This window comes from Chryseobacterium foetidum (genome assembly GCF_025457425.1).
Taxonomy (GTDB): Bacteria; Bacteroidota; Bacteroidia; order Flavobacteriales; family Weeksellaceae; genus Chryseobacterium; species Chryseobacterium foetidum.
Genome location: NZ_JAMXIA010000001.1, coordinates 1,855,065 through 1,872,159, shown reverse-complemented (window position 1 = coordinate 1,872,159; position 17,095 = coordinate 1,855,065). Strand labels below are relative to the sequence as shown.

13 protein-coding genes are annotated in these 17,095 nt (G+C 37.4%); 8 read left to right on the top strand and 5 right to left on the bottom strand.

Annotated features, from left to right (window positions below; genetic code table 11):
• The first annotated feature begins 69 nt into the window (after positions 1 to 69).
• Positions 70 to 1,155: a peptide chain release factor 1 gene (gene prfA, locus NG809_RS08785; RefSeq protein WP_262149853.1), complete on the top strand. Its 1,086-nt coding sequence runs from the start codon at positions 70 to 72 to the stop codon at positions 1,153 to 1,155.
• A 60-nt stretch (positions 1,156 to 1,215) separates the two neighbouring features.
• Here the strand turns inward: prfA and NG809_RS08780 are convergent, their stop codons facing one another.
• Positions 1,216 to 1,992, bottom strand: a complete 777-nt coding sequence (locus tag NG809_RS08780) for an XRE family transcriptional regulator (protein ID WP_262149851.1) — start codon at positions 1,990 to 1,992, stop codon at positions 1,216 to 1,218.
• Positions 1,993 to 2,053: 61 nt separating this feature from the next.
• Between NG809_RS08780 and dinB the strand changes: the two genes are divergently transcribed.
• Entirely contained in the window at positions 2,054 to 3,202 is a 1,149-nt protein-coding gene (dinB, locus tag NG809_RS08775) for a DNA polymerase IV (protein ID WP_262149850.1), read from the top strand.
• Between the two features lie 16 nt (positions 3,203 to 3,218).
• Complete coding sequence (locus NG809_RS08770; protein ID WP_262149848.1) at positions 3,219 to 6,284, top strand: DNA polymerase III subunit alpha; 3,066 nt, start codon at positions 3,219 to 3,221, stop codon at positions 6,282 to 6,284.
• A gap of 303 nt (positions 6,285 to 6,587) precedes the next feature.
• Here NG809_RS08770 and NG809_RS08765 read toward each other — a convergent pair whose 3' ends face one another.
• The 4 genes from NG809_RS08765 to NG809_RS08750 all read right to left on the bottom strand — a co-directional run bounded on the left by NG809_RS08765 (position 6,588) and on the right by NG809_RS08750 (position 11,000).
• Positions 6,588 to 7,199: a YdeI/OmpD-associated family protein gene (locus NG809_RS08765; RefSeq protein ID WP_262149847.1), complete on the bottom strand. Its 612-nt coding sequence runs from the start codon at positions 7,197 to 7,199 to the stop codon at positions 6,588 to 6,590.
• A gap of 121 nt (positions 7,200 to 7,320) precedes the next feature.
• Positions 7,321 to 8,454 carry a serine hydrolase domain-containing protein gene (locus NG809_RS08760; RefSeq protein ID WP_262149845.1) on the bottom strand — a complete coding sequence of 378 codons (1,134 nt, stop codon included), beginning with the start codon at positions 8,452 to 8,454 and terminating at the stop codon, positions 7,321 to 7,323.
• 79 nt (positions 8,455 to 8,533) lie between these two features.
• Positions 8,534 to 10,075 carry a glycine--tRNA ligase gene (locus NG809_RS08755; protein WP_262149843.1) on the bottom strand — a complete coding sequence of 514 codons (1,542 nt, stop codon included), beginning with the start codon at positions 10,073 to 10,075 and terminating at the stop codon, positions 8,534 to 8,536.
• A 400-nt stretch (positions 10,076 to 10,475) separates the two neighbouring features.
• Entirely contained in the window at positions 10,476 to 11,000 is a 525-nt protein-coding gene (locus NG809_RS08750) for a hypothetical protein (protein ID WP_262149842.1), read from the bottom strand.
• Between the two features lie 288 nt (positions 11,001 to 11,288).
• Between NG809_RS08750 and NG809_RS08745 the strand changes: the two genes are divergently transcribed.
• The 5 genes from NG809_RS08745 to NG809_RS08725 all read left to right on the top strand — a co-directional run bounded on the left by NG809_RS08745 (position 11,289) and on the right by NG809_RS08725 (position 17,048).
• Complete coding sequence (locus NG809_RS08745) at positions 11,289 to 11,483, top strand: DUF4177 domain-containing protein (protein WP_056027245.1); 195 nt, start codon at positions 11,289 to 11,291, stop codon at positions 11,481 to 11,483.
• A gap of 26 nt (positions 11,484 to 11,509) precedes the next feature.
• On the top strand, positions 11,510 to 12,205 hold the full coding sequence (locus tag NG809_RS08740; RefSeq protein ID WP_262149838.1) for a pseudouridine synthase: 696 nt from the start codon (positions 11,510 to 11,512) through the stop codon (positions 12,203 to 12,205).
• Positions 12,206 to 12,633: 428 nt separating this feature from the next.
• Complete coding sequence (locus NG809_RS08735) at positions 12,634 to 13,671, top strand: quinone-dependent dihydroorotate dehydrogenase (protein ID WP_262149837.1); 1,038 nt, start codon at positions 12,634 to 12,636, stop codon at positions 13,669 to 13,671.
• Positions 13,672 to 13,854: 183 nt separating this feature from the next.
• Positions 13,855 to 14,484 carry a hypothetical protein gene (locus tag NG809_RS08730; RefSeq protein ID WP_262149835.1) on the top strand — a complete coding sequence of 210 codons (630 nt, stop codon included), beginning with the start codon at positions 13,855 to 13,857 and terminating at the stop codon, positions 14,482 to 14,484.
• A 236-nt stretch (positions 14,485 to 14,720) separates the two neighbouring features.
• The gene (locus NG809_RS08725; protein WP_262149833.1) at positions 14,721 to 17,048 is read left to right on the top strand and encodes a GEVED domain-containing protein; all 2,328 of its coding nucleotides are present in this window, start codon (positions 14,721 to 14,723) and stop codon (positions 17,046 to 17,048) included.
• The last annotated feature ends 47 nt before the right edge of the window (positions 17,049 to 17,095 follow it).

Sequence of the window (17,095 nt, the reverse complement as noted above, 5' to 3'; positions counted from 1 at the left end):
TAAGCTCATTCAAAATGGTCTTTTGTTCTTCATTGTCAATTCCGTATCTTTGCAAACTAAATTTTTAATATGTCTAAGTCATTAATTCCAAAATTAGAAGCGATAAAACAGAGATATAATGAGGTGGCAGACCTTATTATACAGCCAGACGTAATTTCGGATCAGAAAAAATATTCTTCTTTAAATAAAGAATACAGCGATTTAGGAAAAATAGTACACGTTTACAACCAATATAAAAATGCTTTAGACAATATCGCAGAATCTGAAGAGATCATCGCTGATGGTTCAGACAGAGACCTTGTTGATATGGCTAAAGAAGAAAAAGTGGAAGCTCAGCAGAAACTTCCTGGTTTGGAAGAAGAATTAAAAGTTCTTTTGATTCCTAAAGATCCTACAGACGACAAAAACGTTATCGTGGAACTTCGTGCCGGAACCGGTGGTGATGAAGCTGCGATTTTCGTGGAGGACGTTTACAGAGCTTATACCATGTTCTTTAAAACCAAAGGCTGGAAGCATGAAATTACAGACTCCAGTGAAGCTGCAAAAGGTTATAAAGAATTGATCCTAAAGATTGAAGGCGACGGCGTTTACGGAATAATGAAATTTGAATCCGGAGTTCACCGTGTACAGCGTGTTCCTGAAACAGAATCTCAGGGTAGAGTTCACACTTCAGCCATCACAGTTGCGGTTTTACCTGAAGCTGAAGAAATTGATTTTGAATTAAATCCTGCTGACATCGAAATGCAGACTTCACGTTCAGGTGGAGCAGGTGGACAAAACGTAAATAAGGTTGAAACCAAAGTACAGTTGACACACAAGCCTTCAGGAATGGTGGTGGTTTGCCAGCAGGCGCGTTCTCAGCTGGCCAACCGTGAGCTGGCAATGGAAATGCTTCGTACCAAATTGTACGATATTGAAGTTCAGAAATCTGTTGGAGATATTGCTGCACAGCGTAAATCGATGGTTTCTACCGGAGACCGTTCGGCAAAAATTAAAACGTACAACTATCCTCAGGGAAGAGTTACAGATCACAGAATCGGTAAATCGATGTACAATCTCGATGCCTATATGAATGGCGATATTTCTGAGATGATCGATGCCGTAATTATGGCAGAAAACGCAGAAAAAATGAAAGGAGAAGAAGATAATTATTAAAATTTTCTTTCGAATATAAACTGAGCTTCCGAATTTTTTGGAAGCTTTTTTTGTGAAGTTTTACTTCTGCTGTTCAATTTTACTTTCAAGATTTTTGATATCTTTTCTCAGTTCCATGAAAAGATCTTTCACGTTATAATGCTGAGGATGATCTGCTTCAAATTCTTCAGGGAAAATTCCTGATGCATACTGCCAGATTTCAACAATATTTTTCAAATCAATATCATAAGGTTCATAAAAATCGTTGTCGGCACTTACCGTGATCGAATTTTCTTTTTTAGCCTTGCATCGTTTATAGGTAATTCCATCGTCCAGTGTGATGAAAATATAACTTTTGTTAGGTTTTAAATCTTCAATATTTTCAACGTACTTTCCAATAATAAAAGAACCATCTTTAAAAGGAGGCATAGAATCCCCATCGGCAGGAAAAGCCCTGTACTTTCCGTTGGTCAGAAACGGTAAAGAAATCCTTTGCAGACTTTCAATATATTCCGGGTCGCTGTATCCGTTCAGGTAACCCATTGAAGCCTTTTGAGGAATAATTTCAATGCTGCCGTTTCCAATTTTATCCACCACCACCGGAAGCACGATACGGTTGTCAGGAAGTTTCAGCATTTCTTCTAAAGGATATTTTCGGATATCTACCGTAAGCAACAGATCAATACTGATGTGAAAATATTTGGAAATTTTAATTAAGACCTCATACGGCGGCTCAGAACGACCGTCCTCGTAAGAAACGTATCGTGATCTGGTAATAATTAATGTTTCTGCCAACTCCTGCTGGGTGATCATTTTTTTACCTCTCAAAACCTTGATGTTATCTGAAAAAATTGACATTGTTATAATTTGTAACAACAAATATACGCTTTTTGTTTAAAAACGTAACTAATTTTACACCATGAATCGTGCGATTGTACATATGGATATGGATACGTTTTTCGTGTCATGCGAAAGATTGGGCAACTCCAAACTCGACGGAATTCCTTTGATTATCGGGGGTGGCGACCGTGGCGTTGTTGCCTCCTGCTCTTATGAAGCCAGAAAATTTGGCGTACGCTCTGCAATGCCGATCCGCATGGCTCTGAGACTTTGCCCCGATGCGAAGATCATTAAAGGAGATTATGAACTGTATTCAAATCTATCGCATAAGGTTACAGAAATTATTCAGGAAAGAGTTCCCGTCATGGAAAAAGCGAGTATTGATGAATTTTATCTTGATCTCTCGGGGATGGATAAATTCTACGGCTGCTACCAATGGACGAAAGAAATTGCCGAAGCCGTCAACAAAGAAGCCGGACTACCCATAAGTTTTGCCCTTTCAACCAATAAAACGGTATCTAAAATCGGAACCGGAGAATCTAAACCCGTCGGAAGACTGGAAATTAAAGAAATGGAGGTGAAATCTTTTTTAAATCCTCTTTCAGTAAAGAAAATCCCGATGGTCGGCGATAAAACGTTTCAGCTTTTGTCACGAATTGGCATCCGGACCATTCATACCCTTTCAGAAATGCCCGTTTTAGTCCTCCAGCAAATGATCGGGAAAAACGGAAAAGAACTCTGGAAAAAAGCCAATGGCATCGACGAAAATCCCGTGGTTCCCTACTCTGAAAGGAAATCTGTTTCCACAGAAAGAACTTTTGCGACCGATACGATTGATGTTTTGGAATTAAAAAGAATCCTCAGCGGAATGGCTGAAAAACTTGCATTTCAGCTCAGACAGGAAAAATGGATCACCTCAACGATCATGGTGAAAATCCGCTATGCCAATTTTGATACGGAAACCAAACAAAGCCGCGTGGCTTACACGGCTGCAGACCACACTTTATCAAGGGTTGCGCTGGAACTTTTCGACAAACTGTACACGCGGAGGATGAGAATTCGCCTTATCGGATTGCGGTTTACCGATCTCGTTCACGGGAATCATCAGATGAATCTTTTTGAAGATACCGAAGAGCAAATGAATCTTTACCAAACGATGGATTACCTCAAAAACCGTTTTGGAACCGATGCTGTAGGCAGAGCTTCAGGTTTTGATTTTGGTCAATAATTAAAATGTAAATAAAATGTTTCTCAACTGTCATTCTTTTCACAGTCTTCGCTACGGCACTTTATCGGTACAGGAACTGGTGAGGCAGGCTGACGAATTGGGCATTAAAGAACTGGTTTTAACAGACATCAATACAGTAACCGCTATTTACGATTTTAAAAAAGAATGCGAGAAATTTGGCATTAAACCCATCGCCGGAATTGAAGTAAGAAAAGAGAACAGACTTCTGTACATCGCCATTGCCAAAGAATTCAGTGGAATTGGAGAAGTGAATAAAATGCTGACCGCTCATAATTGTGACGGCGTTGAACTTTCTGAAACAGCTCCGGAATTTGAAAAGGTTTTCATCATTTACCCATTAAACAACATTCCGGAAAGCTTAAAAGAAAATGAATTTATAGGCATCAGAGAAGAAGAGTTAAACTTTTTGATCCGTCAGAAATTTAAAGATAAAACCCATAAAATGGTGGTTTTGCATCCGGTAACTTTCAGCACCAAAAAAGAGTACAATCTGCACAGAATTTTGCGGGCGATCGACAACAATACAATTCTTTCGAAACTCAATGAAGACGATATCTGCCGAAAATCTGAGTATTTTACTACCGAATTAAATTTAATAAAATCATTCGTACACTATCCGGAAATCATTAATAATACAACAGAAATTTTAGCAGAATGTCGTTTTGATTTTACCTATAAAGAACGCGGAAGTACCGAAAATAAGAATAAAAAATATTATTTAAAATCCCGCGAAGAAGATATAGTACTTTTAAATAAGCTCGCTTTTGAGGGCCTGAAAAAGCGATATGGTGATGATGAAACCGCAAAAAAAAGAGTTGAAAAAGAACTTAAAGTCATTGGAGATCTTAATTTCTCAGCCTATTTTCTTATCACCTGGGACATTGTTCAACACAGCAATGAAATGGGTTTTATGCATGTGGGAAGAGGAAGCGGTGCTAATTCCATTGTAAGTTATTGCCTTGGAATTACAGACATTTGTCCTTTGGAACTGGATTTATATTTTGAGCGTTTTTTAAATCTTAACCGTACGGCACCTCCCGATTTCGACCTCGACTGGAGTTGGCAGGATCGTGATGCAATGCTCGAATATATTTTTAAAAAGTATGGTAAAGAATACGTGGCTTTTTGTGGAACCAACGTGGAATTCAAATACAAATCAATTTTTCGTGAAGTTGGAAAAGCTTTCGGTTTACCAAAAGAAGAATTGGACAATTTAGCAGGTAAATCAATGGAAACGCACGAGATGAATTCCGTTGTGAAACTGGTTCATCAATATGGAAAACTGTTGGAGAAATTCCCGAATCAACGAAGTATGCACGCCTGTGGGATTTTGATTTCTGAAGAACCCATCACCAACTACACCGCTCTTGAAATGCCGCCAAAAGGATTTCCAATCGTTCAGTTTGATATGTATGTGGCAGAAGATATTGGTCTGGAAAAATTTGATATTCTTTCCCAAAGAGGTCTGGGAACAATTAATGACACGGTAAAACTCATCAAGAAAACACAGGGAATTGATGTTGATATTCGGGATACAACGCTCTCTAAAAATGAACCGGTATGCAATGAATATTTAGCCGTCGGGAAAACGATTGGCTGTTTTTACATAGAATCTCCCGCCATGCGTGGACTTTTGCGAAGATTAAAATGTGAAGATTATATCACACTGGTTGCGGCATCATCTATTATCCGTCCCGGCGTTGCACAAAGCGGAATGATGCGGGAGTATATTTTCCGGCACAATCATCCTGATCAGTTTGAATATTTCCATCCTATTTTTGAAAAACATCTCAGCGACACATATGGAATTATGGTATATCAGGAAGACGTTCTAAAAATTGCACAATATTTTGGTGGATTAAGCTTAGGCGATGGCGATATTCTGCGGAGAGCGATGAGTGGGAAGGGAAGATCGCTGTCTGCACTCCAGAAAGTAAAAACGCATTTCTTCAAATCTTGTATAGCAAAAGGTCATTCCATTGAACTTACGACTGAGGCTTACCGACAAATTGAATCGTTTGCAGGATATTCTTTCTGCAAGGCACATTCGGCTTCTTATGCGGTGGAAAGCTATCAGAGTTTATATCTGAAAGTGTATTATCCATTAGAATTTATGGTTTCTGTGATCAATAATCAGGGTGGGTTTTACCGTACTGAAGTCTATATTCACGAAGCCAAAATGTCCGGTGGAAATATTCAGCCACCTTGTGTGAATTCAAGTGATTTTGAAACCAGTTTACATGAAAAAAACATTTATTTAGGGTTAATGTTACTCCAGAATCTTGAAACAAAAGTCGCTCACGAAATTGTTTTGGAACGCCAACAGAACGGAAATTACAGATCGCTTGAAGACTTCATCCGAAGAGTTGCGATTGGAATAGAATCTGTACAGACGCTTATTTTCATTGGCGCATTTCGGTTTACGGGAAAAGGAAAAAACGAACTTCTGGTGGAAGCCAGATTGCTGCTCATTAATTTTAAACCTGAAAACAGAGGCCTGATGTTGATTGAAGAACCTCCACAGGAATACAGACTTCCCGAACTGAAAAGAGATCCTTTCGAAGACGCATTTGATGAGCTTGAGATTATAGGATTTCCTGTTTCTTCTACACCTTTTGATTTACTTGAAACCAAATACAGAGGCTCGGTTTTCGTGAAAGATCTTTTGAAAAACCACAAAAAACAGGTCAAAATGCTCGCCTATCTCATTTCAAGAAAGCATGTTCCTACTAAAAAAGGAACGATGTATTTTGGAACATGGATTGACGTCAACGGCGATTATTTCGACACGGCACATTTCCCCGACAGTCTGAAAGAATACGATTTCCAGGGTGGCGGCTGCTATCTTTTGCTCGGAACAGTGGAAGTAGATTATCATTTTCCTACGATAACTATTCACAAAATGGCAAAAATGCCGATGATTCCAGATCCCAGATATGCTTACGACAGTAAAAAGCGTTATGACATTCATCAGCAGGTAAAGGAAGATGTAAGCATGACTTCAAGAAAGCCTTATCCGCAGGAACACGAAATTGGTTTGCCAAGACAGAAATTTAGTTGATCATGCTTAATGTTTTACAGCTTGTCAAATAATTATATCAACCAGAAAAGGCACAAAAGATCAATGGTGAATTTAAAGTTGAATATGAGCGGCAGGCAAGTTCAAATAAGCTTTGGACATCAATTTTGTAAGCTGTTTCTTGAAAGAAATCAACTTCAAAATTTTTTACTTTTTCAGCGTCCATCACCTATGAAAAATGATCAATTTAATGTGAAAGTTGACCTTTTTTAAAAAAAAACTTTCAGTTAAAAAAAAATATTTCAAGCCGCTAAACTTCCGGCTCCCATCTTCCTGCTTCCATCTCTATTTCTTCTCATATTTCCAGTTCCTGCCTTTTCCTTCAGAAATCCATTCTATAGCCTGCTCCATTCTTTTGTTCCGGGTAGTTTCGGTTTTGGCTTCAACAATCCAATTGACATATTCTTTTCTGAAAGAAGGTGATGCTTTTTGAAAAACTTCCAAAGCTTTTTGATTTTGATTTAAAGCATTTTGAAAATAGTCAGGAACTTCAATTTCGGTTTTTGAAGGTGCTGATTTCTTTAGCTTAACGCCCATATCGGTCAGTTCCATGGCTTCAAAGATGATTTTTTTGAGCTGAGGTCTTTTCGGAAGTTCTTCCATTTTCGTAATCTTCCCGAGACTGAACATGTTGGTTTGTTCGGCATCGGTTTTGAGATTTTTTATGGTCTGCATTTCACCGTGAAGCCAAAACCCCATGCTGCAATATTGTTTAAACGACACCATCGAGCAGAGAATTTTCCCTTTGTACATAAAAGTCGGGAACTTCCATTTGATCGCTTCTTCGATTTCAGGATAACATTCATGAACAACGTCACGAATTATGTTTAAAATCGGTTGTGCAAACTCCGGAGCTTTTTCAATGTACTCATCCACTTTCGGGTTGTAATTTTTCATAATTTTCTGTTTAAAAGAATTTGAAACAATAGGTGTTTTAGCTTTTAAGTCTATTTAAGTTTCAGACAAATCTAAATTAATCTTTGTTCCCTAAGTATCAACTTCAACTTCAACCTTAACCTTAAGAAAAATGCTTCACTGTTTCATTCACCAAAAACCTCACCTGATTTGGTCTTCCTCTGTCTGTTTTAGGCAGATTATTATAACTTCCTGTTCTCACGATTACCATTTTATATTCAGGAATCATAATAATATATTGCCCCTGAAGTCCGAGGAAATAATAATGTTTAATAGGGTTATCGTTATTAATCCAAAAACCCATTCCATAAATTTCGCTTGATTTTTTGGTCGGATTTTTCATTTCATTGATGAAATCAAGATTCAATAACTGCTGACCATCAAATTCACCGTCATTTAAAAATAGCTGTCCGAGCTTTGCAAAATCTCTGGAAGTGGCGTGAATGCAGCAATACGTTTTCTCCATACCACTTTTATCCGTGCTCCAAATGGCATTTTGCTCCATACCGAGCGGAATCCAGAATTTTTCAGATAGATAACTTGCCAGCGTTTGTCCAGCAGCTTTCTTTATGGCAAAACCCAAAAGCTGAGTCGATCCGCTTTGATACTCGAATCTTTCGCCGGATTTTTCTTTAAATCTTCTTTTAAATGTAGCATCAATAAGGCTTTTCCCATAATAAGCCTTGGCATTCGGCCGGAAAGGATTTTTATAATCTTCATCCCAATCCAAACCGGATTCCATCTGAGCCAGATTTTTTAAAGTTAAATTTTCTGCAGATGGTTTGGTTTTAAATTCATCAAAATAATCAGAAAATTTATCATTGATATCTTTAATTTTTCCTTCCTCCAAAGCTTTTCCCAAAAGCATCACAGTTACTGCCTTCGCCATAGAAAAAGAGTTGGTTAGCGAATTTTTGTTGTACCCTTTCCAATACTGTTCGTGTAACAGTTTTCCGTCCTTTATGACTAAAAATGAAGCGGTGTTACCAAGATTTAAATCATCAACTATATTTTTAGGTAAGTCTTCTTTGTTGTAATTATCAGCTTTAACCCAAGGTTTAGGAGATTTCGTTTCAATGACGTTTTTGCTGAAGAATTTACCATCGTCAATATTAGCGCTGGATTTCCCACGCAGATAGGTTTTAGAAATACCGTTAAAGAGGTAAGCATATCCGAAAATATAGAATAAAATCACGACAGCTACCAGAAATAAAGTAATATAAAAAAGAATAATCATAAGAATTGGGTCTTCAACAAATTTAGAATATTTTTAGAATCAGGCATCAAAAAAGCCCTGATTTCTCAAGGCTTTCAATTTATATTTTAGAAAGTAAATTTCTGAAATTCGTTTTCTCATCGATAATTCTTCTCAGTTCAGAAACCGGAACTCTTTCCTGCTGCATTGTGTCTCTGTCTCTGATGGTCACTGTGTGATCGGTTAACGAATCGTGGTCAATTGTGATACAGTAAGGCGTTCCGATGGCATCCTGTCTTCTGTAACGCTTTCCGATCGCATCTTTTTCTTCGTAGAATAAATTAAAATCGTATTTCAAATCATTGAAGATGTTTTCAGCATATTCTGCCAAACCATCTTTCTTCATCAAAGGAAGAATCGCTGCTTTTACCGGAGCCAACGCTGGAGGTAACGATAAAACTGTTCTTTCCGAACCGTCCTCCAGTACTTCATCTTTTAAGCAATGCGAGAATATAGAAAGGAATAATCTGTCTAAACCAACAGAAGTTTCCACCACATAAGGAACATAATTTTCATTTCTCTCAGGATCGAAAAACTGTAATTTTCTTCCGGAGAATTTCTCATGCGCCTTCAAATCGAAATCGGTTCTTGAGTGAATACCTTCCAGTTCCTTAAATCCAAACGGGAAATTAAATTCAATATCCGCCGCAGCATTTGCATAATGCGCCAGTTTCTCATGGTCGTGGAATCTGTAATTTTCATCACCCAAACCAAGCGCTCTGTGCCAGTTCAGACGTTTTGTTTTCCACTGTTCGTAGAATTCAATTTCAGTTCCCGGAGCAACAAAAAACTGCATTTCCATCTGTTCAAATTCACGCATTCTGAAGATAAACTGTCTCGCAACGATTTCATTTCTAAACGCCTTACCAATCTGAGCAATACCAAACGGAAGTCTGTGACGCGAAGTTTTCTGTACATTCAAAAAATTAACAAAAATTCCCTGAGCAGTTTCCGGTCTCAAATAAAGATCCATCGCAGAATCTGCAGAAGCACCCAGTTTGGTTCCAAACATCAGATTAAATTGTCTTACCTCAGTCCAGTTTCTTGAACCGGTGTCCGGATCAGCAATTTCCAGTTCTTCAATTAAAGATTTTACATCGGCAAGGTCTTCATTTTCTAAAGATTTCGCCAATCTTGAAAGAATTTCAGCTCTCTTCGCACGGTATTCCAAAATTTTAGGATTCGTCGCTTCAAACTGAGCTTTATCGAAGGACTCACCAAATCTTTTGGCAGCTTTTTCAATCTCTTTATTTTCTTTATCCTCGATCTTCGCACAGTAATCTTCCACCAAAACATCCGCTCTGAAACGTTTTTTAGAATCTTTATTGTCAATCAAAGGATCATTAAAAGCATCAACGTGGCCCGAGGCTTTCCAGGTGGTCGGGTGCATCAGGATCGCCGAATCAATACCCACAATATTTTCGTTCAACTGTACCATCGCTTTCCACCAGTATTGTTTGATATTGTTTTTCAGTTCTGCACCGTTTTGTCCGTAGTCATAAACTGCAGATAAACCATCGTAAATTTCACTTGAAGGGAAAATAAACCCATATTCTTTAGCGTGAGAAATCACTTTCTTGAAAACATCGTCTTGCTTTGCCATAAATTTTTCGTCTTACGTGCAAAAATAGTGAAAAAGCGGGAAGTGGGAAGCGGGATGACGGAAGTTTTTGCATTGCAGATTTTTAGGAGCCGGGAACCTGCTGTCCACTGTATCTTTTTTGTGGCGGTCTCCACTTCGTTGCATCCGCCACAAAAAAGGATGCCGTTCCCATCAGGGCTATGGAGAAAATTACGTTTATGAACAACTGTAATTTTTCCAAAGAAAACCTCATAGGTTTCAAAAATCTATGAGGTTTAGCGACAGCTCAAAAATTAAAATCCCAATTTTACAAAAGCATACTTCCAAACCTAACGGGTTTCGAAAACCCGTTAGGTTTAGATCATGCAATATTTTAATAAGGAATAAAAAAGCAGTTTAAAAAAACCGCTTTACATTATTTTTAGAAATTATAACTTAATCCAACTCCGTTTCCGCCAATTTCAAGTTTGTAAAATCTGTTGGCATGAGTCTTTTGAGATTCGTTGCCTCTTCTGTCAGCTTCATTCTGGGTTTTAACAGCATTTTTAAGGTTTTTAGAAGAACCAATTGCAAAAGGAATTGCGATACCGATTAATCCAACGCCGGCACCAACTAATCCCCAGCCACCTTTTGCCTGTTCTTTAATTACCACACCATTTTGCACTGTTTTTTTTCCGCTGATTGCAGAAGCCAGTCCCCATCCGACCAATCCGCCGCCCATTATCCCAAAAACCTGAGAAACAGCATTGTTGGTACGTGATTTTTTCATGTAAGCCAAAGCTTCCTGATTGGTAAAAACGCTTTTGTATTCAGATGCCTTATATTTCTGGTTTCCCTTGATGAAAAATTCTCTGCCTGTTTTGCCTAAACTCAAAGTATCAGTCGTTTGCGAAAAAAGATTCGATGACAACAGCAATGTGAGTAATATTAAACTGAAGTTTTTCATAATTTTATTTTTTGCAATGATAAATAAAATAATCAATTATCAGTAAGGATAAAATGTTAATTTTTTCATCTGAAGGAGATTTGTAATTCTTTTTTTTTTAGGCATGAAAAAGCTTCTACTGTAGAATCTGAGAAGTGTTTAAAGAAAAGGAGGACTCAACTAAATAAGTAGTTGCACTTTTAAACTTATGAATAAAAATACAAAACTTAACGGGTTTCTGAAACCCGTTAGGTTTACGTCTAAATTTCAATTAATTATTTTAAATTTAAAGCTGAATAGAAATGTATTATGAAAAAAAGATTCGAGTATAAAACAGTTATTATTGAACCGAAAGGATTTTGGGGAACCAAATATGATCCTGTTGAAATTGATAAGATTTTAAATCAACACGGAAGTGAAGGCTGGGAATTGGTGGTCGCAGAAAGCAGGGATTACGGAGGAACCTTTTACGGTGTTATTTATACTTTTAAAAGAGAGTTGTAAAACTAATTTATCCTTAGTTTTGCGGAATGTTAGAAATTCTGTATCGCGACGAACATCTTATTGCCATCAACAAACCCAGCGGACTCCTGGTTCATAAATCTTTCTATTCCGGAGAGGCAGACACTTACGCAATTCAGGAACTGAGAAAACAGATCGGACAAAAAGTGTATCCTGTTCACCGATTAGACAGAAAAACTTCAGGCGTTCTGCTTTTCACTTTAGATAAAGACACTTTGCGACTTATGAGCACTCAGTTTGAAGAGAAAAAGGTTGAAAAGCGATACATCGCCATTCTTCGTGGCTGGGCGAAAGATGAAGAAACCATCGATTACGATTTGGTGAATGAAAATGAAATTAAGCAGAACGCGGTTACATATTATCGTCGGTTACAGACTTCAGAAATAGATTTGCCTTTTTTAAAACATCAGACTTCAAGATATTGTCTGGTAGAAGCGATTCCAGAGACAGGACGGTTTCATCAGTTGAGAAAACATTTTAAACATATTCTGCATCCCATTTTAGGCTGTAGAAAACACGGCTGCAACAAGCAAAACAAATTGTGGCTTGAAACTTTTGGCATTTCAAAAATGACACTGCACGCGCATCAATTGGCTTTCAATCATCCTATTTCAAATGAAAAAATTACCTTGAACGCAACGGTTGATGAAGATTTCAAAAGAGTAGGGGATATTCTGAAACTCGATTTGAGTGTATATCTGTAATTGTAACAAAATTTCCGTCAGTTCGAGTGTTTTTCGTAATGAAATGGAGAAAAATGTATCGAGAACATCGCGCAAACTTCTCGATACACTCCGCTTTGCTGCGTTACTCGAAGTGACGAATTTTCAGCAGTAGCTTTTTTAACGCAAAGTTTTATATTCATTTTTACAACCTCAAGGAATAAAGAATGATCAGCAAGTTGATCAGTAAGCTAACGTTCACGCTTCGTGAAGCAAATTTTATTTGCCTTTGTCTCTTAAAATAAAAAGTTTGCTAATAAACTTTGCGATAAATTCTCATGCAAATTTTACAGATCGTGCAGATTTCCATAACTCGTAAAAGAATTCGTAAAATTCATATTCGAGAAAAAGTATCCTACATCAATAATCCGTTAATTTTAAAATGATTATTTTTGTAAAACTTTTTTTCAATGTACAAATCGCTCATTCGCCCAATTCTTTTCAAATTTGATCCTGAAGAAGTACACCACTTTACTTTTTCGATGCTCAAAAATTTCGGGTTTCTTACCAAATTATTCCTTCCGAAACCTATTGAAGATAAACGTCTTGAGAGAGAAGTTTTCGGATTGAAATTTAAAAATCCGGTTGGGTTGGCAGCTGGTTTTGATAAAAATGCAGTTTTATTCAATGAATTAGGTGATCTAGGATTTGGATTTGTAGAAATAGGAACGGTAACGCCAAAAGCTCAGGCCGGAAATCCTAAGAAAAGACTATTCCGTCTCATCGAAGATGGTGGAATCATCAACAGAATGGGTTTCAACAATGATGGTTTGCAGGCAGCGATTCAAAAACTGAAAGGCAACAAAGGAAAAATCATCATCGGTGGAAACATCGGAAAAAACACCGATACAACGCCGGAAAACTATACACAGGATTATCTTGACTGTTTTGAAGGTCTGCATCCTTACGTAGATTATTTTGTACTGAATGTAAGTTGTCCCAACGTTGGCAGCCACGCAAAACTGGAAGATGTCGAATACCTGAGAGAGTTGATAACAGCCGTGAAAGGAATTAATCAAACTAAAGTAAATCCAAAACCGATCCTTCTAAAAATCGCTCCGGACTTAAACAATCAGCAATTAGACGAGATTATTGAACTTATTGCCGATACAAAAATCGATGGAATTGTAGTTTCAAATACATCAGTCAACAGAGAAAACCTGAAAACTTCTGCAGAAACTTTAGAGCAAATCGGAAACGGTGGTTTGAGTGGAAAACCTATCCGTGAGCGCAGTACAAAAATGATTAAATATCTTTCGGATAAAAGCAACCGTGCGTTCCCAATCATTGGAGTCGGTGGAATTCACTCTGCAAAAGATGCGATTGAAAAACTGAATGCAGGGGCGACTTTGGTTCAGCTGTATACAGGTTTTATCTACGAAGGTCCACAGTTGATTAACGGTATTAATAAAGAAATTTTGACGAGAGCGGGTAGGATCTCCAGATAGAAATACTGTCTTCTAATAAATTTATCTGGTAAATTGAATAGAGCACCTTATCTGATGAGGTGCTCATTTTTTTTTGTAACAGATTGAATTTTAAATATCTGTAACTTTTGCGTATCTGTGTCGTAGGTGTTTTTTTGTATTTTCTATAGGTTTTTATTCTCTTTGCTTTACGAAAAACACAATATGAGCAAAAACACAAATGATGGCAAATATTGGCACAGTTTACTTTTTACGAGTAAATTGTTCTATGTCTTTTTGTTTTTTCTTGTTCAGAGTTTTCAAGCTCAGATTTTTATTTCTGCCGGAACTTCTGTTTATGGTGAAAAAGAGATTTTGGTTTCGAAACCAGATTCTTTAGCTGTATCTTCCCCAAAAAGTAAAATTTACATTTCTTCGGGGGTTAAAATTTCTAATCTCGAATCTTCTGAAAATTATGAAATTGTAGAAATTCTTCCTTCAAAAAATATAAAGCCCGAGCCGAAAAAACAATCCGTTTTACATATTGCCCAAAAGCAATCGGCAAAAAAGGTTCAGGAAAAAATTGCTCCTAAAAAAGATAATCCTTCTTTCTACAAACTTACATTTTCTACTTCTAAACTAGAAAAACGCTTTACTTTCATAGGGAAAATTTCTACTTTTACTGAGCATTTTCAGCCAACCTATGCGAAACAAATCAATCGTTCCGAAGGTTACAAAACTTCTTTTTCTTTTAGAGAGATTAAGTTGGCATCGGAACATTTTAAAAGAGCAGGAATTCTTACGGTTCAGAATAAATCTGCTTTCCCGGTAAGACCGCCGCCATCTCTTTCGTAAATTCTTTGATATTTTTTTAATACTTCACTTAATTTTTTTCTGTTAGTAAAGAAGATAAATTTTTGAGATGTATTTAGTTTGAGATTTATTCTTAGTTAACTCTCTAAATATAGTTTCCAAGCATTATTGATTTTGGAAAAACAAATTGTTGTAGAAAAGAAAGATCTATTAATAAAAAGTAAGGCAATAAGCAATCAATTTTACAATAAAATACACAAATAATTATACAATTTTTAATGAAAACAAATTTTTTTTTGATACTGATTTTTCAGTTAATCAGTTTTAATCTCGGACATGCTCAATTTGATTGCGAAGGGAAAACTTATAGTTTAAGTGCTACAACTGGGGAGATAAGAGCATTTAGTAATCCGCTAACTTCTGCCGCATTAGGCACAGTCATCAATACCACACCACATCCGGCAACACCAACAGGTACAAACGGCCCGAATGCTTTAGGATATAGCAATGCAACGGGTAAATTTTATTACGTTCAGGTTCAAGGAACCGCTTCCACAAATAATACATTTGTAAGTTATGATCCTACTACCAATACGTACGCAACTTTAGCAGGAACTACCGGAACAATTTTTAGAGGTACGGCAACCAATGATGGACTGGGATATTATGCAATAACTTCGACCAATGTTTTGAAATATTATAGCATTACCAATAATACATGGGCAACCATAGCTAGTAACTATGTCAATCAAAACGGAGTTAGCCTTAATACCCTTTTGAATGACAATGCCGGTGGTGATATTGCAATGGATGGAAATGGCAACTTATGGATTTTAGCAGGTGGCAACGGTTCACCAACAGCGTATGTGTTTAGAGTAAAAAGTGCAGTTCCGCAAACAAGTATGGGGTCTACACCTTTGGTATTAGAGCAGGTTCTGAAGCAAAATATGGGGGAAAATCCAAATGGTATTTCTTTCAATTCGGCAGGAGAATTATATATTTCTAACGGAACGAAATTGTTCCGTATGAATAACAATTTTACCGTTTCAGAAATAGGAAATATATCTCCAATGGGAGGGCAAGGAGATTTGGCAAGTTGTGCTTACCCACTGAATCCTTTTGCAATATCTGATTTCGGAGATGCACCCGATAGCTATAAAACCTTGCTTTCTTCAAACGGACCTCGTCACACCGCTTCTCAGTATGATGCTACAAACAATACCGCATCACTAATGATTGGCAGCACAATAGATTTAGAATTCGACGCTTATCCTAATGCCGATGCAAACGGTGATGACAATAATAATATAAATGATGAAAACAGTATGGTATTTCCCGCACTTACTACAGCTACTAACACTTATACAATCACGGTACCGGTAGTAAATTCTACAGGAACTGGCGCAACATTGAGAGGTTGGATCGATTTTAATAGAAACGGAACTTTCGATGCTTCCGAAGCTGTATCAGTGGCTGTACCAAATGGTGCAACAAATGCCATTCTAAGCTGGTCAGGATTATCTGGACTTTCTGCTGGGGAAACCTATTACAGATTAAGAATTGCTAAAAACAATGCAGATATCATACTCCCAACAGGTTCTGTATTTGGAGGTGAGGTAGAAGATGGAAGAATTACCATTACAAACGCAAATGGCTGTCCTGTAGTAATGGCAAATTTAACCCCATACAATAACGGAACTGCAAAATCCGAAGCTGTATTTGCCAACAACAATATCAGCATCGGAAATAACAGATTGAGTCTTACCCATACAACTACCTTGGCTGCATCTTTGTTTACTCCCAATAGAATTTCGGATGATCATTATAATGGCGAAACCGGTATTCAAATAGGACATAATCAATCATCTGGGCTTCCGGAATCACAAAAAATTGTGAGTACGCTGTCTTTTAATACACCAATTAGTTTGTTATCATTCACATTAAGCGATATAGACTATGGCGATAGGGTAAAGGTAAATGCTTATGATGAAAACAACAGCCTCATTACCTTAACACCTGCAAATTACTCTATTTATAACCCTGCAAATATTGGCGTTTCTGGCAACAGTTTTTATGATGCTCAATATCCTGTTGTTTTTGAAGCTGCCTCTGGAACACGCGAAGGAACTGTGAATGTTAATTTTCACGGAAAAAAAGTATCACGTGTTGTATTTGAATTCACTGATGATGCGATGCAGGGAGCGTACACCATTTCCAAAATTGCCGGCGAATATTGCGCAGTTTGTTATGAAGACCCAACCTTGGTTACAGGAGCAACGTACCCGGTGAAACACGGTATCACAACTCTTGGAAGAGCAGGAAAAACAAGTTCAGGAACAAATAATACAGCAAGCGATTGGCCAATGAACAAAAACTCTGCTTTCACCGTTTTGGAAAGTAAAAGTAAAGGTTTTGTGATTACCCGAATGACGAGCGATCCTGCACAAAGTTCTGCAATCAACCACATAAACAAGATTACCAATCCAGTTGTGGGAATGATGGTATTTGATACTTTTGCAGATAGTGGCAAAGGCTGTCTGAAAATCTATACAGGACCGGGGACAGGTGAAGGTTGGAAATGCTTCAACACTCAAGGTTGCCCTTAATAATGACGGATAATTTAATCAAAACTAAATTCCAACTTTCAAAAGGT